23 protein-coding genes and 1 pseudogene are annotated in these 24,911 nt (G+C 74.2%); 13 read left to right on the forward strand and 11 right to left on the reverse strand.

Features of this window, described 5'->3' with window-relative positions:
* Positions 1 to 381 precede the first annotated feature (381 nt).
* Positions 382 to 1,857: an MFS transporter gene (locus ABD385_RS09415; RefSeq protein ID WP_344574607.1), complete on the forward strand. Its 1,476-nt coding sequence runs from the start codon at positions 382 to 384 to the stop codon at positions 1,855 to 1,857.
* A 269-nt stretch (positions 1,858 to 2,126) separates the two neighbouring features.
* On the opposite strand, the gene ABD385_RS09420 is transcribed toward ABD385_RS09415, so the two are convergent.
* Positions 2,127 to 2,891 carry an AraC family transcriptional regulator gene (locus ABD385_RS09420; protein WP_344574608.1) on the reverse strand — a complete coding sequence of 255 codons (765 nt, stop codon included), beginning with the start codon at positions 2,889 to 2,891 and terminating at the stop codon, positions 2,127 to 2,129.
* 84 nt (positions 2,892 to 2,975) lie between these two features.
* Here ABD385_RS09420 and ABD385_RS09425 point away from each other — a divergent pair, with 84 nt between their 5' ends.
* Positions 2,976 to 3,782, forward strand: a complete 807-nt coding sequence (locus ABD385_RS09425) for a TSUP family transporter (protein WP_344574609.1) — start codon at positions 2,976 to 2,978, stop codon at positions 3,780 to 3,782.
* Between the two features lie 298 nt (positions 3,783 to 4,080).
* On the opposite strand, the gene ABD385_RS09430 is transcribed toward ABD385_RS09425, so the two are convergent.
* Entirely contained in the window at positions 4,081 to 4,896 is an 816-nt protein-coding gene (locus tag ABD385_RS09430) for a TetR/AcrR family transcriptional regulator (protein ID WP_344574610.1), read from the reverse strand.
* Positions 4,897 to 5,179: 283 nt separating this feature from the next.
* Here ABD385_RS09430 and ABD385_RS09435 point away from each other — a divergent pair, with 283 nt between their 5' ends.
* Together ABD385_RS09435 and ABD385_RS09440 are read left to right on the forward strand one after the other, a co-directional pair.
* Positions 5,180 to 5,620 carry a nitroreductase family deazaflavin-dependent oxidoreductase gene (locus ABD385_RS09435; protein WP_344574611.1) on the forward strand — a complete coding sequence of 147 codons (441 nt, stop codon included), beginning with the start codon at positions 5,180 to 5,182 and terminating at the stop codon, positions 5,618 to 5,620.
* 209 nt (positions 5,621 to 5,829) lie between these two features.
* Positions 5,830 to 6,603, forward strand: coding sequence for a hypothetical protein (locus tag ABD385_RS09440; protein WP_344574612.1), 774 nt, complete (start codon positions 5,830 to 5,832; stop codon positions 6,601 to 6,603).
* A 70-nt stretch (positions 6,604 to 6,673) separates the two neighbouring features.
* Here ABD385_RS09440 and uriT read toward each other — a convergent pair whose 3' ends face one another.
* Together uriT and ABD385_RS09450 are read right to left on the reverse strand one after the other, a co-directional pair.
* Positions 6,674 to 8,110: a uridine transporter UriT gene (gene uriT / locus ABD385_RS09445; RefSeq protein WP_344574613.1), complete on the reverse strand. Its 1,437-nt coding sequence runs from the start codon at positions 8,108 to 8,110 to the stop codon at positions 6,674 to 6,676.
* Positions 8,107 to 9,090, reverse strand: coding sequence for a nucleoside hydrolase (locus tag ABD385_RS09450; RefSeq protein WP_344574614.1), 984 nt, complete (start codon positions 9,088 to 9,090; stop codon positions 8,107 to 8,109). The genes uriT and ABD385_RS09450 overlap by 4 nt, the downstream gene beginning before the upstream one ends.
* Before the next feature lie 342 nt (positions 9,091 to 9,432).
* Here ABD385_RS09450 and ABD385_RS09455 point away from each other — a divergent pair, with 342 nt between their 5' ends.
* Positions 9,433 to 10,221 (forward strand): GntR family transcriptional regulator, encoded by a 789-nt coding sequence (locus tag ABD385_RS09455; RefSeq protein ID WP_344574615.1) that lies wholly within the window; start codon positions 9,433 to 9,435, stop codon positions 10,219 to 10,221.
* A gap of 221 nt (positions 10,222 to 10,442) precedes the next feature.
* Positions 10,443 to 11,018, forward strand: coding sequence for a hypothetical protein (locus ABD385_RS09460; protein ID WP_344574616.1), 576 nt, complete (start codon positions 10,443 to 10,445; stop codon positions 11,016 to 11,018).
* A 103-nt stretch (positions 11,019 to 11,121) separates the two neighbouring features.
* Here ABD385_RS09460 and ABD385_RS09465 read toward each other — a convergent pair whose 3' ends face one another.
* The gene (locus ABD385_RS09465; RefSeq protein WP_344574618.1) at positions 11,122 to 11,706 is read right to left on the reverse strand and encodes a TMEM165/GDT1 family protein; all 585 of its coding nucleotides are present in this window, start codon (positions 11,704 to 11,706) and stop codon (positions 11,122 to 11,124) included.
* Between the two features lie 353 nt (positions 11,707 to 12,059).
* A complete protein-coding gene (locus ABD385_RS09470) occupies positions 12,060 to 12,770 on the reverse strand; it encodes a nitroreductase (protein ID WP_344574619.1) in 711 nt (236 codons plus the stop codon).
* A gap of 108 nt (positions 12,771 to 12,878) precedes the next feature.
* Here ABD385_RS09470 and ABD385_RS09475 point away from each other — a divergent pair, with 108 nt between their 5' ends.
* Both ABD385_RS09475 and ABD385_RS09480 read left to right on the forward strand, forming a co-directional pair.
* On the forward strand, positions 12,879 to 13,493 hold the full coding sequence (locus tag ABD385_RS09475) for a TetR/AcrR family transcriptional regulator (protein ID WP_344574620.1): 615 nt from the start codon (positions 12,879 to 12,881) through the stop codon (positions 13,491 to 13,493).
* A gap of 91 nt (positions 13,494 to 13,584) precedes the next feature.
* The gene (locus ABD385_RS09480) at positions 13,585 to 14,241 is read left to right on the forward strand and encodes a class I SAM-dependent methyltransferase (RefSeq protein ID WP_344574621.1); all 657 of its coding nucleotides are present in this window, start codon (positions 13,585 to 13,587) and stop codon (positions 14,239 to 14,241) included.
* Between the two features lie 39 nt (positions 14,242 to 14,280).
* Here ABD385_RS09480 and ABD385_RS09485 read toward each other — a convergent pair whose 3' ends face one another.
* From ABD385_RS09485 to ABD385_RS09500, 4 genes and pseudogenes are all read right to left on the reverse strand, one after another.
* On the reverse strand, positions 14,281 to 14,961 hold the full coding sequence (locus ABD385_RS09485) for a PhzF family phenazine biosynthesis protein (protein ID WP_344574622.1): 681 nt from the start codon (positions 14,959 to 14,961) through the stop codon (positions 14,281 to 14,283).
* A 108-nt stretch (positions 14,962 to 15,069) separates the two neighbouring features.
* On the reverse strand, positions 15,070 to 15,711 hold the full coding sequence (locus ABD385_RS09490; protein WP_344574623.1) for a DUF3887 domain-containing protein: 642 nt from the start codon (positions 15,709 to 15,711) through the stop codon (positions 15,070 to 15,072).
* Positions 15,712 to 15,810: 99 nt separating this feature from the next.
* On the reverse strand, positions 15,811 to 16,449 hold the full coding sequence (locus ABD385_RS09495) for a response regulator (protein WP_344574639.1): 639 nt from the start codon (positions 16,447 to 16,449) through the stop codon (positions 15,811 to 15,813).
* Positions 16,450 to 16,457: 8 nt separating this feature from the next.
* Positions 16,458 to 17,095 (reverse strand): annotated as a pseudogene (locus ABD385_RS09500) (sensor histidine kinase); the annotation flags it as partial.
* 178 nt (positions 17,096 to 17,273) lie between these two features.
* Here ABD385_RS09500 and ABD385_RS09505 point away from each other — a divergent pair.
* Together ABD385_RS09505 and ABD385_RS09510 are read left to right on the forward strand one after the other, a co-directional pair.
* Entirely contained in the window at positions 17,274 to 17,762 is a 489-nt protein-coding gene (locus ABD385_RS09505) for a hypothetical protein (protein WP_344574640.1), read from the forward strand.
* 492 nt (positions 17,763 to 18,254) lie between these two features.
* Entirely contained in the window at positions 18,255 to 20,354 is a 2,100-nt protein-coding gene (locus tag ABD385_RS09510; RefSeq protein WP_344574641.1) for an alpha/beta fold hydrolase, read from the forward strand.
* Positions 20,355 to 20,384: 30 nt separating this feature from the next.
* Here the strand turns inward: ABD385_RS09510 and ABD385_RS09515 are convergent, their stop codons facing one another.
* Entirely contained in the window at positions 20,385 to 21,029 is a 645-nt protein-coding gene (locus tag ABD385_RS09515) for a cysteine hydrolase family protein (RefSeq protein ID WP_344574624.1), read from the reverse strand.
* 171 nt (positions 21,030 to 21,200) lie between these two features.
* Here ABD385_RS09515 and ABD385_RS09520 point away from each other — a divergent pair, with 171 nt between their 5' ends.
* From ABD385_RS09520 to ABD385_RS09530, 3 genes are all read left to right on the forward strand, one after another.
* Positions 21,201 to 21,719 (forward strand): pyridoxamine 5'-phosphate oxidase family protein, encoded by a 519-nt coding sequence (locus tag ABD385_RS09520; RefSeq protein WP_425585376.1) that lies wholly within the window; start codon positions 21,201 to 21,203, stop codon positions 21,717 to 21,719.
* 225 nt (positions 21,720 to 21,944) lie between these two features.
* Positions 21,945 to 23,444 (forward strand): acyl-CoA synthetase, encoded by a 1,500-nt coding sequence (locus ABD385_RS09525; protein WP_344574625.1) that lies wholly within the window; start codon positions 21,945 to 21,947, stop codon positions 23,442 to 23,444.
* The gene (locus tag ABD385_RS09530; RefSeq protein WP_344574626.1) at positions 23,437 to 24,867 is read left to right on the forward strand and encodes a carboxyl transferase domain-containing protein; all 1,431 of its coding nucleotides are present in this window, start codon (positions 23,437 to 23,439) and stop codon (positions 24,865 to 24,867) included. Before ABD385_RS09525 ends, ABD385_RS09530 begins: the two co-directional genes overlap by 8 nt.
* The last annotated feature ends 44 nt before the right edge of the window (positions 24,868 to 24,911 follow it).

Below are 24,911 nucleotides of genomic sequence, written 5' to 3' on the forward strand. Positions count from 1 at the left end.
ATCCCGGCGCAGGAACGTGTGGAGTCACATGGGCGGCCTCGGCCCGGTCCGGTTCCGCACGAGGAGGCTCTCCGTGGGGGTCCCGGAAATGCGTTTCTCCCCGTGGCGGGTGGCTGCTTATGCTGGCCGGGTTCTTTCACCGCCCTCCTTTGGCGTGTGCGTGTCCTTCGAGGTGATGACGTATATCCCAGGCCCATTAGCCGTTCTTCCAGGGCCCTGCCCGCGGATCCCCGCCTGCACTGACGGGCGGATGGCGCTTTCCGCTGTGAAGACGGTGTTCCCGATGGCCTGGGCTCCGTGACGTTTTCCTGTGCGCAGTAGGCGTACCCGGGCCTCGGCCTGCCCGGTCCCCCTACTGTCCAGAACAGGAACCCCTGCTCCGTGTCCGATGACACCTGCAATGCCCCGCCCCGCTCGGGCAGGAACTCCGCCGGACCGCATGCGCGTAGTGGCCGTCGGCTCGTGCTGGCCGTGGTGCTGGCCGGCGAACTGATGGCCGTCCTGGACGCGTCGGTCGTCGACACCGCCCTTCCCTCCCTCCAGGCCGACACCGGTGCCTCGGCCGCCGGTCTGCAGTGGATCCACGCCGCCTACGGGCTCGTGTTCGCCCTCGGACTGATCACCGGCGGACGGCTCGGTGACCGCTACGGCCGCAAACGGATCTTCCTGCTGGGTACCGGTGTCTTCACCGCTACCTCGCTGCTGTGCGGCCTCGCCGCCGGACCCGCCGCGCTGATCGCCGCCCGCGCGGTACAGGGCGCCGGAGCAGCGCTGATGGTCCCGCAGGTCCTGGCCACCGTGCACGTCGCCTTCGACGGCAGCGCCCGCGCCAAGGCGTTCGGCCTGCACGGGACCGTCATCTCGGTCGGCAGCGTCGCCGGGCCCGTCCTGGGCGGCGTCCTCACCGAGGCCGACCTGTTCGGCCTCGCCTGGCGTCCCATCTTCCTGATCAACGTCCCCCTGGGCGTCGCCGCACTCCTGTTCGGCCGCCGGTTCCTGGCCGATTCCCGCGGCGAGCAGGCCCTGCGCCTCGACCCGCTGGGGATGGCCCTCTCCGCACTCGGACTGCTGCTGATCGCCTACCCGCTCAGCGCGGGCGGCGCCCGGCACTGGCCGTGGTGGACGTTCGCGGTCGTGGCCGCGGGCGTGGCCGTGCTGGCGGGCCTGGTCGTCCAGCAGCGGGCCAGGTCCCGCACGGACGGCGCACCGCTGGTGGTGCTCTCCCTGTTCAACGGCCGGCGGTTCTCCGGAGGACTGAGCGCTCAACTCGTTCTCGGCCTGCTGTCCGGCGTGTTCTTCCTGTGCTGGACGCTCTTCATGCAACAGGGCCTGGGCCTGCGCCCGGCCCGGGCCGCGGTCGGCTTCGTCCTCCTCTCGCTCGCGGAGATCGGCGGGGCCTGGCTGGCCATGTCCCTCGTCGCCCGCCACCAACGCCGCACACCCCAGGCCGGCGCACTGCTCGCGGCTCTGGCCCTGGCCGCCTTCCACCTGCTCGTCAACACCTACGGCACCGGCCTGTCCATGACCGCCATGGCCCCACCGGTCCTGGCACTGGGGCTCGGGCTGGGCATGGTCGGCGCTCCGCTCGCCGCCCTCACGCTGGGCGGCATCGGCGCCGCGCACGCCGGCTCGGCCTCGGGGCTGTTCAACACCGCCACCCAGATCGGCATCGCCCTGGGCGTGGTGCTCAGCGGAGTGCTCTTCTTCGCGCACGACCACACCGCGACCGCCCGCGGCGCCGACGTCGTCCACGCCTTCACGGGAACGCTCCCGTGGGTGATCGGCGGCCTGTTGACCATGTGGTCCCTGATGTTCCTCCTGCCCCGCCCGGCCACGCCACGCACCCGTCGCTCCTGAACGGTGCACCGACCGGTGTTCCCCGTCAGCCGACAGCCAGGCTGACGGCGTCGTCGTACTCCTGGTGGTCGAGAAGCACGGCAGTCCCGACACTGTGCGACGTGACGTGTCGACGGACGCGTCGTGCGGACGCCTCCCGACGGCCTCTTTGCCCGCTGGGATTGGCGTCTCCGATGCCGTATGGCCCCTCCCCCGGCTGGAGTTGAGGGTGCGTCCGTCGAAGTCGGAGGGCCGCCAACGGCCTTGACGCGCTGTGTTGGTCGGCCGTCCTAGTGGGGCGCCGTGAACCGGGACGGGGGCAGGCCGAAGGCGCGGGTGAAGGCGGCGGTGAACGCGGCGGGGGAGGCGTAGCCGAGGCGGCCGGCGACGTTGCTGACGGACGCGGTGCGCAGCAGCGGAACCGCCGCGAGCAGGCGGGCGCGGGCGCGCCACACGGCGGGGCTCTCGCCGGTCTCCGAGCGGAAGCGCCGGGTGAAGGCCCGTTCGCTCATGGCCGTCCGGCCGGCCCAGGCGGCGTTGGTGACGCCGACGTCCGGGGCGGCCAGGTACCCGCGGCAGAGCGCCGCCAGGTCGGCGGAGGAGGGCAGCGCGACGTGGAACGGGAGGGGCGTGCGCGCGGCGATCTCGTGGAGGAGCAGCGTGGCGATGCACCCCTCCCGACCCGACAGGCTGTAGTCGACGTCGAACTCGACGGCGCTCAGGAGGAGTTCGCGCAGCAGCGCCGGCACGTCGACCACCGTGCAGGTGGCGGGCCACCAGGGGACGGCGTCCGGCTCGACGTACAGGCTGCGGGTGCTCACCCCCAGCATGCGGACCCGGTGCTGGGTGGCGGCCGGGATCAGCACGGCCCGCTCGGGCGGCACGGTCCAGGTGCCCTCGGCGGTGTCGACGACCATGACGCCGGTGGCGCCGTAGAGGAACTGGGCGCGGCGGTGCTCGTGCCAGTCCAGGACGTGACCGGGCGGGTAGTCGGTCCCGATCGGCAGGACGGCCCGGTCGACGTGGTCGACGGCGTCCAGGGCGATGTTCTTCACCCGGCAACGGTACTGGCCGAGACGCGAAGGTTTGGTGCCGACCTTCGGATGCGAGCAGGTCGGTGGAGCTGGTGGGGTGGTCCCGTGGACGTTGTGGCTTTGATCGGGATCGGGCTCCTCACCGGAGCGACGACCGTGCTGTTCGGGTTCGGCGGCGGGTTCGTCGCGGTGCCGGTGGTCGTATGGGCGGACGCCGCGCTCGGCGCGGACGCGATGCGGGTGGCGACGGCCACCTCGGCCCTGGTGATGGTGGTGAACGCCGGTTTCGCCACGGCCGTCACGCCCCGGCGGGTGCTCGGGGCGCTGCGGGGCAGCGGCGGGCTGTTGCTGCTGCTGGCGGTCGGGGCCGCGGTCGGAGCACTGGCCACTCGGCTCGCCCCGGCACCGCTGGTCCGTTGGGCCTTCGTCGGCTACGTGGCGCTCACCATCGTCGACCTGCTGCTGCGCCCCGGGTTCCTGCGGCCGCGGGCACCGGTCGAGACGGCGCCCGCGGCGCCGCGACCGCTCCCGGCGCTGCTCGGTGCGCCGATCGGTGCGGTCGCCGCCTTCCTCGGCGTCGGCGGCAGCGTCATGACCGTGCCCGCGGCCCGGCGGGCCGGGCACCCGATGCGGGTGGCGACCGCGCTGGCCAACCCCCTCACGCTGGCCATCGCCCTCCCGGCCACCGCGGTCTCCCTGGTCGGCGCCGCGCTCCCGACCGCCGGCGGTGCGCACCCGCACCTGGTGGGTCTCGTCGACCTGGGCGCCGCGGCGGCCCTGCTGGTGGGGGCCCTGCCGGTGATCGCGGTGCTGCGCCGCCGCCCGCCGCGGATTCCGGATCGCCTCTACGCCCGGGCCTACGTCGGCCTGCTCGCCCTGGTGGCGGTGGCGATGCTGTTCTCGGGCGCCTGACTCCGTTTGTGCTGGACGCCCTGCGTCCGCTGCCCTGTTGGTCGGCGGCGACGAGGCGGCGCCGCCCGGCTGCGGCCGGGCGCCCCGGTGCCGGGCCGCGAACTCCCGGGCGCCTGCCTCCACTTGCCCCGAGAGCCGCTCCGGGAACACCCGGATCAGCGGCGACCGGCCGGCCTGCGCATCGGGCGCCTCCCGACCTCCCGGCTTACGACCTCCCGGCTCCCGGCTCCCGGCCGCAGGCGGAGGCCGTGTCGGAATCGCGGGCGGGGGTGCCGGGCAGCGGCGGCTCGGCTTCGGTTCAGGTCGTGGCGTGGGGGCCCGGGGCGACGAGGCCGACGCTGCCGGCGAGTTGGCGCACGGCCTGTTCGAAGAAGGCGCCGCGGGCCTCGACGACCCGGTTGAACTGGCCGAAGAGTTCGAAGCTCAGCAGGCCGAAGAGCTGTGCCCAGGCCCCGATCAGACGGGCCAGTACGGCGGGCGGCAGTTCCACGTCCAGTTCGGCGCCGAGGGCCAGTGCATCGGCCACCACCGCATCGGGCAACGGCTCGGCCGGCTCCTTCAGCAGGCCGGCGGCGTGCGCGTCCCGGGCGACGCCGATGAGCGCGAGCCCGACCCGGGCCGCCGGCTCCGTGGTGGTGTGCGGCGCGTGGTAGCCGGGGACCGGCGATCCGTAGATCAGCGCGTACTCGTGAGGATGGGCCAGGGCCCAGTCGCGCACCGCGGTGCAGATGGCGCACCACTGGGCCAGGGCATGCTCGGCGGCCCGGGCGCGGGCCTCGCCGCGTGCAGCCTTCTCGGGCCGGCTCGTCGCACCGCTCTCGGGGCGGCGGGTGGTGGTACCGGGTGCGGCGGGGGGCTCGGCGTGGGCGTCGCGGGCACGCTCCGCGGCCGCGCCGAGAGCGTTGTAGGCATCGACGATCAGCGCCGTGAGCAGGTCGTCGCGGCTGGGGAAGTAGCGGTAGAGCGCGGACGAGGCCATGCCCAGCTCGCGCGCGACGGCCCGGAGGGAGAGCTTGGCGGCCCCCTCGGCGGCGAGCTGCTTGCGTGCCTCGTCCTTGATGGCCTCGGTGATTTCGCTGCGGGCTCGTTCCCTGGCTCCACGGATGGCTGTCATGGAGAGCAGTGTGACAGCAAGCGGAGCGCCGAACAAAAACGAGAGCAGTGCTCTTGCGTTGGCACGCCTTCAACGTGCACACTACTTCGCAGCGAGAGCAGTGCTCTCACTGTGGAGCAGCGATCCATTCGTGGCCCGCCCACCCACGTCGACACGCCCACCCGATTCCGAACCGCCCCGCCCTACTAACCGGCCCCACCCACGCCCCACTGCACCCCACTTGCCTCACCTGCCGCACCCGCCGCACCTGCCGCACCCGCCGCACCCCGAAACGGAGAACCCCATGTCCCACTACCTGAAGCCGCGCCGCCTGAACGCCCGACTCAACGGCACCATCGGCTGGTTGGCCCGCCGCGGCATCAGCCTCGCCGGCTCCGCCGACCTCGCTGTGCGCGGCCGCAAGAGCGGCGAATGGCGCCGCGTACCGGTCAACCCCATGACGTACCAGGGGGCCCGCTACCTGGTCTCGACGCGCGGCGACTCCGAGTGGGTGCGCAACATGCGGGCGGCCGGCGGTGGCGAGCTCCGCGTCGGCCGCCGCGCGCGCCCGTTCACCGCGGTCGAACTGCCGCCGGCCGAGACCCCAGAGCTGCTGCGCACCTACCTCGACCGCTGGGGGTGGGAGGTGAAGTCGTACTTCGGTGCCCTCACGGCGGACTCCGCCCGCGAGGAGTTCCTGGCCGCGGCTCCCCGGCACCCCGTCTTCCGGATCACCGAGGCGTGAGGTCCCGCGGCGGGACGGCCGTCGGACGCGCCGGCGGGGCGTCCCCACGCAGCGCCGGCTGGGCGTCCCCACGCAGCGCCGGCGGAGCGTCCCCGGCCGGCGCCGGCGCGAGCCGAACAGCGCACTCCGCGTCGTTCGCGCCGGCACCCCGGCCGCGCTAGTGGATCATGGACGGGTACCGGCCGGCGACAGGAAGCCACACCACCCCCTTGAACACGCGCACCCCTCACCAGACGCCCCCCGACCCCCAGGGCTCATCCCAGCACGCCGCAGACGCCCGAGGCGCCGACGGCGAGCGGAGCACCCACAGCGAGCGGAGCACCGACGGCGAGCGAGGCACTCACGGCATCCGACAGGGCCAACTCCCGCCCACCGCAGGCACCGCGCCCCAGGACCCGCCACCGGACCCGTCCGCGCACCCGCACCCCCACCCGCACCCCACCCTGGGGAAAGACGACCCGAGCACGGCCCCGTCCACCGCCGACGACCCGCTGTTCGGTGACGTCCGCATCGCGCTCGACGCGGACCGCGGCGTCCTCACGGTGACGGGGGATGAGATCCCCACCGTCAGCCTGGTGCGCGCAGAGGGCACGGACGTCGACGAGACCGTTCCCCTCGGGACCCGCTCCGCCGCGGCCCTCACCCTGACCGTCGACGGCGAGAGGGCGCGCCTCGCTCCGGCGCGGGGACGGTTCCTCCGCCGCTCCTACCGGGTGGACGTGGAGTGCGCGGGGGGCCGGTACCGGCTGACGCCGGACAGCATGGAGGAGAGCACGCTGTTCAAGGACGGCATCACCATCGGCGAGTTGTCCTCCACCGGCGACGGCCGGGTGTCGGCCAACTGGCCGGAGGACCGGCCGGCGGGTTCCGAGGTCCTGCCGCGGGACGCGGCGGTCGGGTACGCCCTGGCGGCCGCCTTCGGCACCGGCGGGCAGCCCTTCTGGGTGACCGCGGTGGCCTTCGTGGGCGAGTTGCTCCCCTGAACGGCCCGTCCGGCCGTCGGCGCCCGGGCCGGTGGCGCGCCGTTGCGGCGAATCCACCGGCCCGGGTGCGTCAGGCACCCGCGGCGACCTCGGCCGTCCGGGGGCGCGGGATCAGGAACGAGGCGCCGTAGGCCGCCGCCGTCACGACGGTGCCGGTGAGCATCGCGGCCACGTACCCGCTCGCCGAGGAGCCGCCCTGCGGGCTGCCGGTGACCTGGACGGCGGAGAGCAGGGCGAAGCTGAGCCCCGCGCCGAGCCCGAACGCCGCCGAGACGAGCCCCGGCAGGAAGCCCGGGTGGTCCTTGGGCGCCAGGACGACGCCCAGCAGGTTGAGGACGATGTTGGCGATGCCGGCGTAGGTGGCGCCGAGCAGGACCGTGCAGCCGATCATGACCGGCAACGACCGCACGCCCACCAGGGCCATCACCCCGAGCACCAGCACGCTGCCCAACAGCCCGCAGCGCAGCAGGCGCCCATAGCCGACGACCGGTGCCAGTCGCCCGGTGAAGGGGCCGACCAGCCATCCCACCAGCGCGAAAGGGGTGAGGAAGACGAGCGAGGCCAGGCTCGGCCCCATGCCGAATCCCACCTCCGCGTTCTGCACGAAGGACATCAGGACACCGTTGACGACCGCGAAGACGCCGACCAGGGTCAGCAGGGTGGTCAACAACGGCGCCCAGCTGGCCCGTTGACGCAGGTCACTGATCCGTACCAGTGGATGCCCGCTGCGCTCCTCCATCTTCCAGAACACGACGAAGGCGAGCGCGCCGACGAGCAACAGGGCCGCCGCCAAGGGCCAGTTGGCCGCGCCGAGCTTCTCCGCCTGGTCGACCGCGAGGAGCAGCGCGGCGGCGCCCACCACCAGCGGTACGACGCCCGGCCAGTCCATCGGGGTGCCGGCCGAGGGGCGGGATTCGGGGCAGCCGACCGCGACGGCCACGGCGGCGAGCACCGCGACGGCGGCGATCACCCAGAAGACGCTGCGGAAGCCGTAGTGGCTCGCCAGCCACCCGCCGGCGAGGGCGTCGACCCCCGCGATGCCGCCGTTGACGGCCGTGACCAGGCCCATCAGGGTGCCGAACCGCTTGGGTTCGGTGACCTGGGAGCGCAGGGTCAGCAGGGAGATCTGGACGACCGGCCCGGAGACGCCCTGCACCACGCGGGCCACGTCGAGCACGACGATGTTCGTGGACAACGCGGCCAGGACGGTGCCCGCGGTCAGCACCACGAGCATGCCGAGCAGGACCCGGCGGCGGCCGGCGATGTCGCTGAAGCGGGGCAGGAACAGCGAGAACATCGCGCACGCGGTGAAGAACGCGGTCTGCGAGAGGCCGGTGCCCGCCTCGTCGGTGTGCAGTTCCCGCGCCATGGTCACCAGGGCCGGGCTGAGCATGCTGGCGTTGAGCTGGAAGGCCACGCAGGCGGCCAACAGCGCGGTCATCATCGCCACCACGCCGACGGCGTTCCGCTCGGTCGGGGCCGTCCCGGGGGCGGCGGTGCCCGTCATCTCGCGGCCCCTGCCGGCGTGCGGAACAACCGTTCGACGAGCAGTTCGGGGAAGGTGCCGTCGGTTTCCAGGACCACGGCGGCGTTGGCGTCGGGCTGCGTCGGGTAGCCGAGGTGGATGCCGCGGGTGTCGGCGACGAGTGCGCCGCGGGCGGCGCCGTCCGCGGTGTCGACGGTGACGGCCAGTCGGGGCGCGGTCTTCGGGACGACCTCGCCGACGGCGATCCCGGCGGCCAGGGGGTCGTGGAGCGCCGAGCCGCGGAAGGGCAGGGCGGTCTCCTCGTGGAAGGTGAAGTAGAAGTCGAGGATCTCGCCCGCGAGCCGGCCGACCGGGGAGCCGCTGGCCAGGAGGCGCTGCCGGTGCGCCTCCGTGAGGTTCTCCCGCATGGTCACGTCGAGCGGTACGAGGGTGAGGTCCCAGCCCGCCGACAGCACCAGGGCCGCGGCCTCCGGGTCGTTGCCGATGTTGGCCTCGGCGACGGGGCTGATGTTTCCGGGGTGGTGGACGGCGCCGCCCATCACCGTGATGCGGCGCACCAGTTGGGGCAGTCGGGGTTCCTTGCGCAGGGCGAGGGCCAGGTTGGTCAGCGGGGCGGTGGCGAGGATCTCCAGTTCGCCGCCGGCTTCGCGGGCGGTGTCGATGATGAGGTCGACGGCGTGCCGCCGGTCCATGGCGGCGGCGGGGGCGGGCAGCGCGACCCCGCCGAGACCGCCCTCGCCGTGCACGAACGCGGCCTCGGGGCGGGTCTCCCCGCGCAGGGTGGTGCCGGCGCCCGCGGCGACGGGGACGTCACGCCGCCCGGCGACCTCCAGCACTTGGAGGGTGTTGCGGGCGGCGCGTTCGGCGCTGGTGTTGCCGGCGACGGTGGTGACCGCGCGCACGTCGACGGCGGGGGTCAGACACAGGTACAGGAGCGCCACGGCATCGTCGATGCCGGTGTCGCAGTCCATGAGCAGCGGGCGGGGCGGGGTGACGGGCATGGGTGGTGCTTCCGGGTCGAAGGGCGCTGCCGACGGGACGGGCGGGGTGTGGGGAGGACGGTCGGGGACGGCTCGCACGACCTCGCCATGCCCGAGATTGTCGGACAATCGATTGCTGGGGAGGTTAGCCAGCACCCTTCACCGGCACAAGGGTCCGGCCACGAGGAATCGCGCACACTCCGACGCCCCGCCGACCCCGCCGCACGCCAGACGCCTCCCCACACTCGCCCCACCGGCACGACCGCGCGAACGGGGCGGCTAACCTGGAGGGCCGGACGTGGTTCGCGGAGCACACCGCACCCGCGATCCCGAAGAATGTCCGACAAAACCTCGGGAGCCTTCATGCCTCGTCAGGGAGCGCGCCGGCACTCCTCGCGCGTCGAGCTGTACCAGCGCATCGTGGCCGCCATCGACGACGGCACGTTCCCGCCCGGCGCGCGGCTGCCCCCCGAGCCCCAGTTGGCCGGCCAGTTGGGCGTGAGCCGTTCGGGGCTGCGCGAGGTGCTGATCCTGCTCCAGGAGGACGGCGTGATCACCCGCCGCCAGGGCGCCGGCAGCACGGTCAACCAGCCGCCGCCGGCCCCCGGCCTGGAGCGCCTGCTGCCCGTCGAGTCCCTGCTCGGCCCCGGTGCGGTGCGGTGCCGCCGGCTCGCCACGGAGCTGGAGGAACCCACCGACTTCTCCGGCTACCACCTCCGCCTCGCCGCCACCGAACGCGCCTGCTTCTGGGAGACCGTGGTCGAGGTGGACGGCACGGCGGCGTGCTTCGCGCACGAATGGGCCGCGGACGACAAGGTCCTGCGGACCACGACCGGCGCCGACCTCGCCGACACCCTCCGCGCCTCCCTGCCGGAGCCCGACGCCGCCGGGCCGCCCGCGTCCGGCGACGACCCGGAGGGCACCATGCTCGCCGCCTTCCTGGCCGCGGAGCAGGGTCACGGGCTCACCGCGCGCAGCACGCTCGGCGCCACCATGCTCGGCACCGAACGCGGCCACGCCATCGCGCGCCCGCCCGAGACTCCGGCCCTGCTGCTCACCCAAACCGTGTGGGCCGGCGGCCGGCCGGTCCTGGCCGCCAAGTACCTCTTCCCGGCCGGCGCACCGCTGCTGTCGCTGGCGTCCCGCCGCTGAGAACGGGCGGCACGGCACCGCGACCACCAGGCACATCCGCACCGGCCGCCCCTCGCCACAGCACGGCCTGGACGCTTCCGCAAGCGCGGTTCCCTCGCCTGCCCGGCCCGGGCCCGAAATCGCCCGGCATTTGGGTGGGGGCGCTCCGTGCGTCGGTTCGCGGCGCCGGGCGGGGGCAGGCAATGCGATGAAAGTGCTCATAGTCGGAAAGGAACGACATCATGCGCCTTTCGCACACGTTCTGCGCCGTTCCCGCGGCGACGGTGGCGTTGCTGGCCTGGCCTTCCGCGCCGGTCGCCGCTGCGGCCCCACCCACCATCCCCTACGTCGAGCTGTTCAAGGGCACGCCGCAGGAGGCCGCCCAGATCAAGGTGGCCTTCTGCACCAGCCCCAGCAAGCCCCCGAACATCGTCAAGGTCACCGCTCAGGCCCTGCACCCGGGAGAGCAGCCCGCCGGGCACTGCGTGATCGTGCAGCCGCCGCAGCTCCCGACCGGCCCGCCGCCGCCCCAACAACGCGGTGGCACCGCACCGTTCGGGGTCGACGTCCCGCACGCCGTGGTAGAGGACACCGTCGACAACGTGCGGGCTCTGCACATTCCGCTGTGCGCCGCGGTGACCAACGCGGTGGCGACGTTCTCCCTCAACAGACTCCCCCAAACCCCCACGGCGCCGTGCACGTTGGTGGAGGGATCACACCTCGTCGGCACGGGCACCCCCACCCCCACCGGCACCCCCACTCCCACTCCCGCCGGCACCCCCACCAGCACGCCCGCCCCCACAGTCACCGGCACCTGACCGCACATGCCGCACCCCGCGGACGTCCACGGCGACGTGCGCAACGGGCCCGGCCCCCCGACGCGTCGGGGGGCCGGGCCCGTTGCCTCGCGGGGGTCCCGCGTCAGCCCGTGAAGGCTTCGATCAGGGTCCAGACGGCCAGGGCGGCCATGCAGATGCCGCCGATGCGCTGCACGGTCTTCAGCGGGACGCGCTTGGCGATGAAGCGGCCCACCAGCAGCGCGAGCGCGGAGACGGACATCAGGGCCGCGGCCGACCCTATGGCGGTGGGCAACCAACCGTTGGTGGCGGCGAGGTTGGCGGTGGTGATCTGCGTGAGGTCGCCCCACTCGCTGATGAAGACGGCCATGAAGGCGGTGCCGTAGACAGGCCAGAACCCGGTGACGGTCTTGCTGCCCGCTTCGTCCTCGTCGTCGTCGCCGCCGTTGCGCAGCAGGGCGAACGCCCCGAACGCGAACAGGGCGGCGGAGACGAGCTTCACCGCCATGGTGGGCAGCAGGCCGAGCAGGCTGCCGGCACCGACGGCGAGGGCGACGTGCACGAGGAACGCGGTGGAGGTGCCGAACCACACGTACAGCGGGCGCATGCGGGTGCCCATCGCCAACGAGGCGAACATGGTCTTGTCGGGGAGTTCGGCGAGGAAGATCAGCCCGAAGGCGGTGACGATCGCCAGGGGGTCGAGGGTCATCCGGGTGCTTTCTGCTGGGGCCGGGCCGCCGGCTCGTACGACACCCAGCGAGGTGACGGGAGAACCCTTCCGGCCCGGCATGCTGGTGTGGCCCGCGCCGTTTGCGCAGGCCAGGTCATGCCGTGGCCGAAGGTCTCGTCCGCCGGCCCGTCGTGCGCGGCCGGCCCGGTGGCCGGGTTGCCCCGTGGGGCAGCCAGTGTGTCGACCAGCGGTGTTTCGGGACTACTCCCCTTCGCCACGCCCAGTGTAAAGGGTGGGTATAGGCGGGGTGCGGCCGGTGCCGGGTGGCGCCCGTCACGCGCGGACGGGGCCGGCCGCCCGGTGGAGGGCCATGCCCGGCCCGGTGGGCGGCGCTATCCGTGGAACGTCGTGGTCGCCTCCAGCGGTGCGCGCCCGGTGTCGATGCGGTTCACCGGCGCACTGCGGTCCGCGTAGCCGAACGAGACGCCGACCAGCAACTTGCCCGCTTCGATGCCGAGTTCGCCGCGCACCGTGTCGGCGTAGAAGCTCAGCAGCCCCTGCGGGCAGCTGTCCACGCCGTACCCGGCCATCGCCAGCAGCAGCGTCTGGAGGTAGGCGCCGACGTCGGCGGCCAGGCGCGCGTCGGCCCGGTCGGCGACGAAGAGGAACGCGACGTGCGGTGCGCCGTAGAACCGCAGGCTCTCGACGTCGTAGGCGGCGCGCGCCGGGTGGTCGTCGCGATCGATGCCCAGCGCGCCGTAGAGCTGCGCGCCGAACTCGGAGCGCCGCCGCAGTTGCGCCGGCGCGTACGCGTCCTCGTGGTACGGGAAGTCGACGGAGGTGCGGTCGGCGGCGTGGGCGGCCCGGAGGGAGTCGGCCAGCCGCTCGCGCGCCGCGCCGCTGACCACCGCCACCCGCCACGGCTGGGTGTTGGAGTTGGACGGTGCGGAGCCGGCGAGCGAGAAGATCGCGCGCAGGGTTTCCGCCGGCACGGCGTCGGGCCGGAACGCCCGCACCGCACGCCGGCCGCGAATCAGCCGCTCCGCGTGACCACGCGCCTCCGGATCACCGGCCGGGCCCCTCAGGCACTCCACACGCTTCATGACGCACTCCCTGACGAAGGACTAAGTAAACGGGATCGTTTACCTCGCTCGGGAGCGACCTTATCCACACGCCCCGCCGGAAGTAAACGCAGACGTATACTTGCCCCCATGGGTACGACCGAGGAGACGACACCGCGGCGGGGGCGGGGGGCCCGGGAGCGCGTCCTGGTTGCCGCGGCCCGCCTGTTCGCGCAGCAGGGCATCACGGCGACCGGCATGGAACAGGTCGCCGAGGAGGCGCCGGTGTCCAAGCGGACGCTCTACGCCCACTTCCGCACCAAGAGCGACCTCGTGGTCGCCCACCTCCAGGCGCTCGCCTCGTCGGGGCAGACCCTGGAGGGCGTGCTGACTCTGGAGGAGCTCAGCCCTCGGGAGCGGATCCTCCGCCTCTTCGAGCAGCCCGACGCGGAGGCGCCTGCGGTGCGCGGCTGCCCGTTCATCGACGCCGCGGCGGAGTTCCCCGACCCGCAGAGCCCGATCCACGCCTACGCCCGCGAGCAGAAACTGCTGATGGTGCGGCTGGTCACCACACTGGTGGCGGAACTGGGCTGCCTCGAACCCGAGGCGCTCGCCGAACAGTTGGTCACCCTCGCGGACGGTGCGGCCAGCCGCGCCATGGTGTTGAACGAACCGGACTACGGCAGGCACGCCCGCGCCGCCGCCGAGGCCCTGCTCGAACACGCCCTGAAGCGGGACGAGTCGGAGCGGGCGGCCGGGCGGTAGGCGGTCGCTCGCCCGCCCCGGTGGCCTGATCCGTCGTCGGCAGCCGCCGGTGGTGGTGCCGGCGGCACCGGACCTCTGGTGGAGTGGCGGCATGACCCCGCTGTCGCACCGCGCCCTTCGGGCCCTCGAACGGTTCAACGCCGCCCACCCCTGGGACCACAACGCCCACTTCCACCGCTGGATCCTGCGACGGCTCCCCCGGCGCTGCGCGGCGGCCCTGGACGTCGGCTCCGGCAGCGGCGACCTGGCCCGGCTGCTGGCCACGCGCGCCGACGCGGTGCACGGCGTGGACGCCGACCCGACGATCACCGCCCGCGCGCGGGAGCTGACCCCGCCGGGAGCACCGGTGACGTTCGCCACCGAAGACGCCCTGACCGGACTCCCCGACCGGACCTACGACGTCGTCACGTGCGTCGCCGTCGTCCACCACCTGCCGTTCGGCGAGGCCCTGACGGTGTTCCGCCGGCACCTGGCGCCGGACGGCACCCTCGTACTGGTCGGCCTGTGCCGCCCCACCACCCCCGTCGACCATCTGCTCGCGGCCGCCTCCAGCCCGCTCAACGCCGCCATCGGCTGGCTCAAGAACGGCGGCCGCACGGCGCCCGCACCGGTCTCGATGACCGCCCGGACCCGCCCGGCGGAGATGTCCTTCCCCGACGTCGTGCGCGCGGCCCGCGCCGTCCTGCCCGGCGTCCGGCTGCGCCGCCGGCTGTTCTGGCGGTACACGCTGGTGTGGCGGAACGCCTGAGCGCACCTCAGGGGCGCCGCACCGCGAACGGGGCGCCGTTCAGGACGCGTTCGGGCCGACGGGGAGGGGCTGCGCATCGACGGCCCTGCGCACCCGTCCGCCGATGCCGATCGTGCCGTCCGGGCCGACCGCCGTGACGATCTGCGACCCCTCTCCTTGATGGATCGTCAGATCACGGCCCAGGTGGGTCGTCAGCCGCATGGCCGCGGCTCCGGTGGCCTCGTCCTCGTCGATGCCGTCGCCCCGGCCGGGAAACGCGCGGGCTCGCACCCGACCGGCCGCCTCGTCCTCCCAGGCCCAGGCGTAGATCCACTCGCCCGGCGGCGGCACCGCGAGACCGGCCACCTCGGCCGCCGAGTCGTACGGGCGCAGCGTCCGCCCGGTGGACCAGGCGGCCGGCGCCGCGATCCAGGTGAACTCCCCGTCCCGCCGCACCCGCACCGTTCCGGCGGGCGTGCTCAGTTGGGTCGCTTCGAGCAGCCAGGCCGCCCCCACGCACGGGTGGCCGGCGAACGCCATCCGCGCGGTGGGGGTGTAGATGTCGATGACGCCCCGGGCGGCGTCGTCGACGAAGACCGTCTCGCTGAAGCCGAGCCGCCCGGCGACGGCCAGCCGGTCGCCCTCGCCGGGGATCGCGGCCCCGTTGCGCACGACCCCGAGGGCGTTGCCGTGGCGGCCGTCGGCGCCGCAGAAGACCCGTAGCGTTTCGAAGGCAATCATGCCGGCAGTCAAGCACGGCCCTGGCTGCACGCGGCCCGCCCTGGGGAGCGAGGGCGGGCGTCGCGTGCCGCCGCGGGGATACTCGGCCGGGCGTCGGCGCGGCCCGGGCTAGGCGGCGTCCGGGGGGACGATGACGAGCCCGGCGACCTTCTCGTCCGTGTCGAAGGCGACCCGGGCCTTCATGTCGCCGGCCTCGTAGCGCAGCGGTATGTCGACGACCGTGTGGTCGCCGATGCGCCGGACGAACGGCTCGCCCTCGCCGAAGCCCTCGAACGCGCCGACCATGCCGGCGACCGTGGCCAGTCCGTCGCCCCGCACCTCGTCGGTGAACGCCTCCAGGACCTGGGTGTTGAAGGTCTTCCGGGCCTCGGCCATGCGGCCCTGAAGCACGTCGGTGACGATCTCGACGGCGCGCTCCGCTGCGTCGGCCATGTGCACGGTCTTGTCCATGGGTTCTCCCGTTCGGGGGTCGAGGGGCTTGCCGAACCGCTGGAAGGCGGCCTGGCGGGTGACTCCGAGCAGGTCGCCGAGCTCCTGCCAGGTGTGGCCGGCGTCCCGGCACTGCTGCACGCACAGTTTGAGGACCCGTTCCGCCAGCTGGTCGACGTCCCGCGAGCGCCGGACCAGCTCCAGGTAGGCGGGCGGTGCCAACGGGCTGCCCGTCACCTCCGCGGCCAGGGCCGTGGCCCCTTCGGCCAGCAGGGCGCTGAGGGCGGTGAGGGGCATCGAGGGTTCCGTTACGTCCGACACGCGTAAAGGATGCCTTTACAGCCCGACCGGCGTCAAGGGATCCTTTACAAGCTCCTGGCGGCCTGGTGCGGCGTGCCGTGGCGCGGCTGCCCGACGGCGCTATCCGCCGACCCCCAGGAAGCGCAGCACGGCCAGTACCCGCCGGTGGTCGCCGCCCGCCTTGGGCAGGTCCAGCTTCGCCAGGATGCTGTTGATGTGCTTGGCGACCGCGCTCTCGCTGACCACCAGTTGGGCGGCGATCCCGGCGTTGGAGCGGCCCTCGGCCATCAGTGCCAGCACCTCCCGCTCGCGCTCGGTCAGCCGCTCCAGCGGGTCGCTGGGGCGCCGCACCAGCAACTGCGCCACCACCTGGGGGTCCAGGGCGGTGCCGCCGGCCGCGACGCGCCGCAGCGCCTCGATGAACTCCTCGACGTCGGCCACGCGTTGCTTGAGGAGGTAGCCGACGCCGCTGGTGTGCGCCGCGAGCAGTTCGGCGGCGTAGCGTTCCTCGACGTACTGGGACAGCATCAGCACGGCGGTTTCCGGCCACTGCTGCCGGATGACCAGTGCGGCCCGGACCCCCTCGTCGGTGAAGCCGGGCGGCATCCGGACGTCGACGACGGCGATGTCCGGGCGGTGGTCCTCCACGGCCCGTAGCAGCCCTTCCGCGTCCCCGGCCTCGGCCACCACCTCGAACCCGGCCGTCTCCAGGACCCGGACCACCCCGATCCTGAGCAGGACGGAATCCTCGGCGATCACAGCGCGCTTCACAGCGTGCACGGCAGCTCCATGGTGATGACGGTCAGGCCCCTGGGGGGCTGTCGATGGCGAGGGTGCCGTCCACCGAGGCGACGCGTCGCGCGAGCCCGGTCAGTCCGGTTCCCCCGAAGGGGTCCGCCCCTCCCCCGCCATCATCGGTGACCCGTACCCGCGGCGCGTCACCGGCCCGTACCGCCACGACCTCGGCGCGGCTGGCGCGGGCGTGCTTGGTGACGTTGGCCAGCGCTTCGGAGACGACGAAGTAGGCCATCGCCTCCAGGGCTTCCTTCGCCTCGCGGTGCGCCTCGTCGATGACGGCGCGGGTCTCGGGCGGCAGGTCGGTGAGCGTGGCCCGGGCCAGTCCCAGGTTGACCGCCAGGGACACCAGCCGTTGTTGGGCGCCGTCGTGCAGGTCGCGTTCGATGCGGCGGCGTTCGGCGTCCGCGGCGGCCAGCGTCCCGGCCCGGCGCTCGGCCAGGTCCTCGACGCGACGGGCCGGTTCCTCGGCCCGGCTGGGCCCGGGCAGTCGCAGGGCGATCACCGACTCCAGCCGGATCACCGCACCGGTTGCGCCCGGGAGGAACGGCAGCACCGCCAGCCCGGCCACCCCCGGCCGGGCGGCGTGGCCGCCCGTCGGTTCGGGCCATGGGCAAGACGGTAAACGCCCAGGTCAGCAGCTGCTGTCACGCCTGCATCCGGAACCGGGGTGAAGCTGGTGCCACCCCAGGTCGGACAGCGGTGTTACTGACGGGATCAGGCGGCTGACGGAGTGTTGATCACGAGCCCGACGACCGGGTTCGTGACCCGAAGGGACCTCCTTGACCATGGCCCTCCTCGCCTTCACTCCCGGTGCGGACGACGGACGTTGCGCGACGACCGGCACCGGCACCGGACCCGGAACCGTCACCGTCGCCGGCCTCGGCCGACCGGCCCGGCACGGCCGTGCGCGCCGCTGCCAGGGCCGGGTGCTCGCGGCCTGTGGTCTCGCCCTGTTGCCGTGGCTCGGCTACCTGGCCGGCACCCTGCCGCCCGCCGAGGCGGCCGCCTGGGTCGCCCTCGACGCGTTGGAGGCCGCGGCCCTGCTCACCGCCGGCACCCGCCTGCTGCGCGCCGACCCCCGCCACCGCGCCCCCGCGGCGGCCGCGGCCGTGCTCCTCCTCGCCGATGCCTGCCTCGACCTCGCCACCGCCGCGCCGGGCCCGGAGTTGGCCGCCGCGGTGGCCATGGCCGTCGCGGCCGAACTGCCCCTCGCCGCGCTGTGCGCCCGGCTCGCCGTGCGGCCGCCGCGGGGACCCGCCGGGGACGGGCGGTGAGGCACCGCGACGACCCGCCGGGCGACGACCGGCCGCGGCCCGCTATGATCCGCTGACCCTGTCCGCCGTCGCCGCTGCGACCGCCGCAGGGCACCGTCGTCGACCGCGCGCAACCGCCCGGTCGGACGACGAACCCACCCCTCGCCCCGTCCCCATGACGCCGCGACGCGGTGCCGTGGTCGGGCAGTTGGTGCCCGCACCTGGCGGAACCGCCCCATGGCGTGCGCACACTCTGCACGTCGAGCGCACCAGGCACCCGCCACTTCCGGCACACCGGGCTCGCGACGCACGTCGAGCGAGCCCGCGCACCACGAGCACGCAGCAGGCACACCAGACAGTCAGCCCGGCAACGGGCCCGTAGTGGCGCTCCCGTCCCGGTCTGCGCCCACCGTCCCGTCGCACCCTTGGAGGACGACCACCGTGAAACGACGAACCGATGACCTCGCCCGCACCCCCGGCACCGACGCCAGCACCGGCACCGGAACCGGCGACTTGGACCGCTTCCCCGAGCAGTTCGCGCGCACCCGGCGCTTCTCCCTCGGTGTGCCGAGGCAGTTCACGCTGTCGCCGGACGGGCGGCGGGTGGTGTTCGTGCGGACCGGATCCGGCGGCGATCCCGTGGGGCGGCTGTGGCAGTACGAGGCGGGCGGGGAACGGCTGTTGGCCGATCCGGTGCTCCTGGTGGGCGGGGGCGCGGAGGCCGTCCCGGAGGAGGAGCGGCTGCGGCGCGAGCGGGCCCGCGAGCGCTCCGTCGGGGTGGTGGGGTACGCGACCGACGCCGCGGTCGAGGTGGTGGCGTTCGCACTGTCCGGTGCGCTGTGGGCGGTGCGGACGGACGGCGGTGCGCCGTTCCCGGTGCCGGCGGCCGGGCCGGTGGTCGATCCGCGGCCGTCGCCGGACGGGCGGCACATCGCCTACGTGAGCGGTCGCGCCCTGCACGTCGTCGCGCTGGACGGCGACGACCGGCAACTGGTGCGCCCGGAGGGGCCGGAGGTCTCCTACGGGCTCGCCGAGTACGTCGCCGCCGAGTCGATGGGCCGTTCGCGCGGCTACTGGTGGGCGCCCGACGGCCGCGGCCTCCTGGTGGCGCGGGTCGACACCGCGCCCGTGGCCCGCCGCTACCTCAGCGATCCGGCGGACCCGAGCCGGCCACCGCAGGTGATCCGCTACCCGTCGGCCGGCACCGCCAACGCGGAGGTGACGCTGCACCTGCTCTCCCTGGACGGCGAGCGCACCGAAGTGGCCTGGGACCGCGCGGCGTACGAGTACGTCGTCGACGCGGGCTGGGACGCGCACGGCCCGTTCGTGGCCGTGCAGAGCCGGGACCAGCGGGTCCTGCGGACGCTCGCGGTCGATCCGGCGAACGGCGCCACCGAGGTGCGGCACGAGCGGACCGATGCCGCCTGGGTGGAGCTGGTGCCCGGCACTCCGGCCCGGACGGCCTCCGGTGCCCTGGTGCTCCCCGAGGACGACGGTGACACCCGCGGGCTGGTCGTGGGTGGGCGGCGGGTCACGCCCGAGGGGCTCCAACTGCGCGCGGTCCTGGGGGTCGAGGGCGAGCGGGTGCTGTTCACCGCCAGCGAGGACCCCACGGAGACGCACGTCTGGCGCCACGAGCCCGGTGCCGGGTGCCGCCGGCTGAGTGCGGAGCCCGGCGTCTGGACCGGCACGGCACGCGGTGGGACGACCGTCCTGGCGGGGCTGACGCAGCAGGGCCACGAGGTGCACGTCCTCGGGGACGGCGACGGGCCGGGGCGGCCGCCGGGGGCCATCGCCTCGCTCGCCGAGGAGCCTCTGATCGTTCCCCGACAGACGCATCTCCGTCTTGGTGAGCGCCAGTTGCGGTCGGTGCTGTACTTCCCGTCCTGGCACCGGCCGGGCACCGGGAAGCTGCCGGTGCTGCTCGACCCGTACGGCGGGCCGGCGTTGCAGCTCGCCGTACGGGCGCGGGGGTGGACCGGTTGCGTGTCCCAGTGGTTCGCGGAGCAGGGGTTCGCGGTCCTGGTGACGGACGGGCGGGGCACCCCTGGGCGGGGCCCCCGGTGGGAGCGGGCGGTGCACGGCGACCAGTTGGGGCCCGCGCTGGCCGACCAGGTGGACGCGTTGCGGGCGGCCGGGGAGCGCTTCTCGGACCTGGACCTGGGGAGGGTGGCGATCCGCGGCTGGTCGTTCGGCGGGTTCCTGGCCGCGGCGGCGGTGCTGCACCATCCTGACGTCTTCCACGCGGCGGTCGCCGGCGCCCCGCCCACCGACATGCGGCTGTACGACACCCATTGGAAGGAGCGGTTCCTGGGCCATCCCGATGAGGTGCCGGAGAACTATGCGCGCTGCTCCCTGGTGGGCAAGGGCCACCTCCTGCGCCGCCCGCTGATGCTCGTCCACGGGCTGGCGGACGACAACGTCGCCGTGGCGCACACCCTGCGGTTCTCCGCGGAGCTGCTGGCGGCGGGCCGACCGCACACCGTGCTGCCGCTGCCGGGCGCCACGCACCTGCCCGCCGACGACGCGGTCAACGCCAACCTGCTGCGCGTGCAGGCGGACTTCCTCAAGGAGGCGCTGCCCGCCCCGGAGCACGGCGCGAACGGTGGCTGAGCGCTGATCCGCTCCGCTCCCGGCGCGTGGTCAACGGGCGCGCCGGGGGTGCCGCCAGCAGGCGAGGACGTCCTCGGTGGTCGTGACCGTGGCCACCAGGGACAGGGTGTTGCGGACCATCGCGGGGGTGTAGTCGGCGGGCACCCCGGCGATCGCGTCCGCCGGAACGACCGCCGTGTAGCCGAGGTTGACCGCGTCGAACACGGCGTTGGGGATCGCCACGTTCGCCGAGACCCCGGTGACGACCAGCGTGCGGCACCCGACGTTGCGCAGCAGGGCGTCCACCTCGGTGCCGGCGAGCGGGGAGAGCCCGTGCAGCCTGCGCACCACCAGGTCCGCTTCCGAGACCGGTATCGGGTCGGCGACGCGGACCGCGGTGGAGCCGGTGGTCTGCCGCACCGGCAGCCGCTCGGCGGCACGGAAGAGCCGGGCGTTGCGGCTGGCGCCGCGGCCGTCGGGGCGGCGTTCGGCGATCGCGTGCAGCACCTGGACGCCGGCGTCGTGGGCCGCCGTCACCAGGTGCGCGATTCGTCCGAGCGCCCCCGAGGTGCGGGCGACGTCGGCGAGTTCCGGTAGGGCGCTGTCGGTGCCGACCACACCGCGCTGGCATTCGACGGTGAGCAGCACCGTCGTGGCCGGGTCCAGTTGCTCGACGAGCCGGCTGTCCGAAGGCATCGGCGTTCCCCTCTGCGGAAGACCCACTACGGAAGGCGTCGCGGCGTGCGCGGGTGGGGGCGCGCGCCGGGGCGGCGGGCCGGGAGGCGCGAGGGTATCGACCATTGCGTTCGGCGGGAAGAGCCCCCATGATTTCTGACACTCCATCAGAAACGATGAAGGGCGGCGAGGATGACCGAGGCACCGCGCACGGCCGACACGCTCACGACTGCCCACCCACCCCAGGAGGCCACGGCCCAGCGCCGCGGCCGGCGGATCATGATGACCCCGTCGGAGCTGGACGCCTTCCTGACCGCGCAACGCACCTGCCGGGTCGCCACCGTCGGCCCGGACGGGACGCCGCACGTGGGCGCGCTGTGGTTCGTCTGGGACGGGACCGCCCTCTGGTTGTACTCGATCACCCGCAGCAAGCGGTGGGCGCAGCTGCGCAAGGACCCGCGGATCGCGGTGGTCGTGGACGACGGGCAGGACTACGGCGAACTGCGCGGCGTCGAACTCACCGGCCGCGCGGAACGCGTCGGCGAGGCACCGCGCACGGGCGAGCACTGCCCGGAACTGGAGGCTCCGGAAAGGTCGTTCGCGCAGAAGAACTTCGGCCTCGCACAGATGCCGCACGACGGGCGGCACGCCTGGCTGCGCCTGACGCCCGAGTCCGTGGTCTCCTGGGACTTCCGCAAGATCCAGAGCTGAGCGCTCGGCACCCCGCAGCGCGCGACCACCGGGGCCACGACGCCCCGGCCCCTCGCGCGAGCCGAGACATCCGAAGTTATCCACAGGCGGACCGCGCGTCGATCACGACGTCGGCGGTCTCTGCGAAAGTGGTCTTCGTCAGCCCGTTCCGCGCGGCGGCGCGTGCGGGATCGGGACGGCCCCGGCCCACCTGCGCCGGCAGCCGACACGAACGAAGGAGACCCGGTGAACGTGCTCTTCCCCGCCCTGCGCGACGGCTCGCCCACGCCCGCGCTGCGCTTCGGTGACCGCGCCCTGGACTACGGCCAACTGGCCGCGGTGGCCGGCCCGCTCGCCGAGCGCATCGACCGCCTCACCCCGGGCGGCACGCCCCGGCTGGCGGTCTGGGCGACGCCGACGCTGGAGACGTCCGTGGCAGTGGTCGCCGCACTGCTCGCCGGCGTGGCCGCGGTACCGATCAACCCGAAGATCGGCGAGCGCGAACTCACCCACATCGTGACGGACAGCGCCCCCGCACTGGTCCTGGCCGAACCGGGCACCACCCTGCCGGAGCCCCTGGCCGCGCTCCCCCGCCTCGACGTCGAGGTCACCCCGTCCACCGACAAGCCGATGCCCGGCCCGCTGCCCGTGGAGCCGGGCGACGAGGCCCCGGCCCTGATCGTCTACACCTCCGGGACGACCGGCCCACCCAAGGGCGTCGTCCTCCCCCGGCGCGCCCTGGCCCGGACCCTCGACGCACTGGAGGACGCCTGGCAGTGGACGGCCGACGACGTACTGGTCCACGCCCTGCCGCTGTTCCACGTCCACGGCCTGATCCTCGGCGTCCTCGGCCCGCTGCGCCGCGGCGGCAGCGTGCACCACCTGGGCCGCTTCAGCACCGAGGCGGTCGCCCGCGAACTGTCCGCGGACGGCACGATGCTCTTCGGCGTCCCGACGATGTACCACCGACTCGCCCTCGACGCCGCGGAGAACGCCACCCTCGCCCAGGCCCTGGGCCGCGCCCGGCTCCTCGTCTCCGGCTCCGCCGCGCTCCCCCTCACCGACCACCAACGGCTCACCGCCGCCACCGGCCGCCGGGTGATCGAGCGCTACGGCATGACCGAGACGCTGATGAACACCAGCGTCCGCGCGGACGGCCCCGACGCCACCGGCACGGTCGGCGTCGCCCTCCCCGGGGTCTACGTGCGCCTCGTCGACGACGCGGGCCGGGCCATCGAGGAGAGCGACGGCGAAACGGTCGGCGAGATCCAGGTGCGGGGCCCCAACCTGTTCTCCGAGTACCTCAACCGCCCCGACGCCACCGCCGCGGCGTTCGACGGCGGCTGGTTCCGCACCGGCGACATGGCCGTGCGGGACCCCGCCGGGAACTACCGGATCGTGGGCCGCAAGGCCACCGACCTCATCAAGAGCGGCGGCTACAAGATCGGCGCCGGCGAGATCGAAAACGCCCTGCTGGCGCACCCGAGCGTCGCCGAGGCAGCCGTCACCGGCGAGCCCGACGAGGACCTCGGCGAACGGATCGTCGCCTGGGTCGTGCCCGAGACCGGCGCCGGCCGGCCGCCCTCCGCCCAGGAGTTGGCCGACCACGTCGCCGGCCAACTGGCCCCGCACAAGCGGCCGCGCATCGTCCACTTCCTCGACGCCCTCCCCCGCAACGACATGGGCAAGATCCTCAAGCGGGACCTGCGGGCCGCGGCGCCCCCGGCAGGAGCCGGCGATGCATGAGCAGCCGCCGCGGGACGCGACCCCCCTGCCCAGCCTCCGCCTGACGGCCCGCCAAGCCATCGCAGCCGTCACCGACACCGCCGTCGAACTCACCCCCGGCACCGCGGGCGCCCCGCCCGCACCCACACCGCACGCACCGCCCCCGCCCCCCGACGGCCCACTCGGCTGGCACGGCTACGACGCCGCCCGGCGACGCGCCCGCGACCGGACCGGCGAGGAGGAATCGGTGGTCACCGCGCTCGCCACCCTCGGCGGCACCGACGCGGTGGTGCTCGCCTTCGAGTTCGGCTTCCTCGGCGGCTCCCTCGGCGAACGCACCGGCGACCGACTGGAGGCCGCCTACACCGAGGCCCGCGAGCGGCGCCTCCCCCTCGTCTCACTCATCGCCACCGGCGGCAGTCGGATGCAGGAAGGCATGCGGGCACTGTCCCAACTCCAGCGAGTGGCCCGACAGTCGGCGCTGAACCGCGCCGCGGGACTGCCGCAGATCGCGGTGGTCCGCGACCCGACCACCGGCGGCGGATGGGCGACACTGGGCGCCGGTGCCGATGTGATCCTCGCGCTCCCCAAGGCCCAGGTCGGCTTCGCCGGCTCACGCGTGCGCCCGCCGGACGCCGACCCGCACGCCTACTCCGCCGAGGGCCAGTTCGCGGCCGGCCAGATCGACGCCGTCGTCCCCGCCGACGCCCTCCGCACCACCCTCCAACGCTGGCTCCGCCTCCTCAACACCGCCAACCCACCACCGACCGCACCACCCCACCCGGCCCCCGTACCGTTCGCCCTGGGCACCACCCACCTCCCGGAAACCGGCTGGGACGCGGTCCGTCGCGCCCGCGACGCCCGACGCCCCCGCGCCGAGGCATACCTGCGCGCGTACTTCGACGACTGGGAGGAGATCAACGGCGACCGGTGCGGAGGACGCGACCCCGGCATGCGCTGCGGTTTCGGCCACCGCGACGGCCGCACCATCGCCTTCGCGGCCCAGTGCGGCACGGCCACCCGCCCCGCCGGATTCCGCACCGCGACCAGACTCATACGGCTCGCGGACCGCCTCGGCACCCCGGTCCTCACCCTCATCGACACCCCGGGCGCCGCCAACGACGCGGAGGCCGAACGCGCCGGCGCCGGCGCGGCCATCGCCGACACGTTCGCCGCACTCGCCGCCGCCCACGTCCCCGTCACCTCGCTCCTCATCGGCGAAGGCGGCTCGGGCGGCGCACTGGCCCTGGCCGCCCCCAACCGCCTGTGGGCCACGCCCGACAGCTACTTCTCCGTCATCGCCCCCGAAATGGCCGCCGCCATCCTCAAACGCGGCCCGGACGCAATCCACCACACCGCCGACCAACTCCACATCCGCCCACAGGACTTGCTGGAACTAGGAATCATCCGAAACATCACCGAACCGGAGCCCGCTGGGGGGTGAGGGACGTCGCGGGGGGGGCGTCGCGGGGGGGGGGCGTCGCGGGG

The sequence above is a fragment of the Streptomyces lunalinharesii genome, assembly GCF_039532155.1.
Taxonomy (GTDB): Bacteria; Actinomycetota; Actinomycetes; order Streptomycetales; family Streptomycetaceae; genus Streptomyces; species Streptomyces lunalinharesii.

Bases quoted from the DNA above. Each gene is read 5' to 3' on its own strand.
- ABD385_RS09430 (WP_344574610.1), bottom strand. From the start codon at position 4,896: ATGACAGCCATCCGTGGAGCCAGGGAACGAGCCCGCAGCGAAATCACC.
- ABD385_RS09435 (WP_344574611.1), top strand. From the start codon at position 5,180: ATGTCCCACTACCTGAAGCCGCGCCGCCTGAACGCCCGACTCAACGGC.
- uriT (WP_344574613.1), bottom strand. From the start codon at position 8,110: ATGACGGGCACCGCCGCCCCCGGGACGGCCCCGACCGAGCGGAACGCC.
- ABD385_RS09450 (WP_344574614.1), bottom strand. From the start codon at position 9,090: ATGCCCGTCACCCCGCCCCGCCCGCTGCTCATGGACTGCGACACCGGC.
- ABD385_RS09455 (WP_344574615.1), top strand. From the start codon at position 9,433: ATGCCTCGTCAGGGAGCGCGCCGGCACTCCTCGCGCGTCGAGCTGTAC.
- ABD385_RS09460 (WP_344574616.1), top strand. From the start codon at position 10,443: ATGCGCCTTTCGCACACGTTCTGCGCCGTTCCCGCGGCGACGGTGGCG.
- ABD385_RS09465 (WP_344574618.1), bottom strand. From the start codon at position 11,706: ATGACCCTCGACCCCCTGGCGATCGTCACCGCCTTCGGGCTGATCTTC.
- ABD385_RS09470 (WP_344574619.1), bottom strand. From the start codon at position 12,770: ATGAAGCGTGTGGAGTGCCTGAGGGGCCCGGCCGGTGATCCGGAGGCG.
- ABD385_RS09475 (WP_344574620.1), top strand. From the start codon at position 12,879: ATGGGTACGACCGAGGAGACGACACCGCGGCGGGGGCGGGGGGCCCGG.
- ABD385_RS09480 (WP_344574621.1), top strand. From the start codon at position 13,585: ATGACCCCGCTGTCGCACCGCGCCCTTCGGGCCCTCGAACGGTTCAAC.
- ABD385_RS09485 (WP_344574622.1), bottom strand. From the start codon at position 14,961: ATGATTGCCTTCGAAACGCTACGGGTCTTCTGCGGCGCCGACGGCCGC.
- ABD385_RS09505 (WP_344574640.1), top strand. From the start codon at position 17,274: ATGGCCCTCCTCGCCTTCACTCCCGGTGCGGACGACGGACGTTGCGCG.
- ABD385_RS09515 (WP_344574624.1), bottom strand. From the start codon at position 21,029: ATGCCTTCGGACAGCCGGCTCGTCGAGCAACTGGACCCGGCCACGACG.
- ABD385_RS09520 (WP_425585376.1), top strand. From the start codon at position 21,201: ATGACCGAGGCACCGCGCACGGCCGACACGCTCACGACTGCCCACCCA.
- ABD385_RS09530 (WP_344574626.1), top strand. From the start codon at position 23,437: ATGCATGAGCAGCCGCCGCGGGACGCGACCCCCCTGCCCAGCCTCCGC.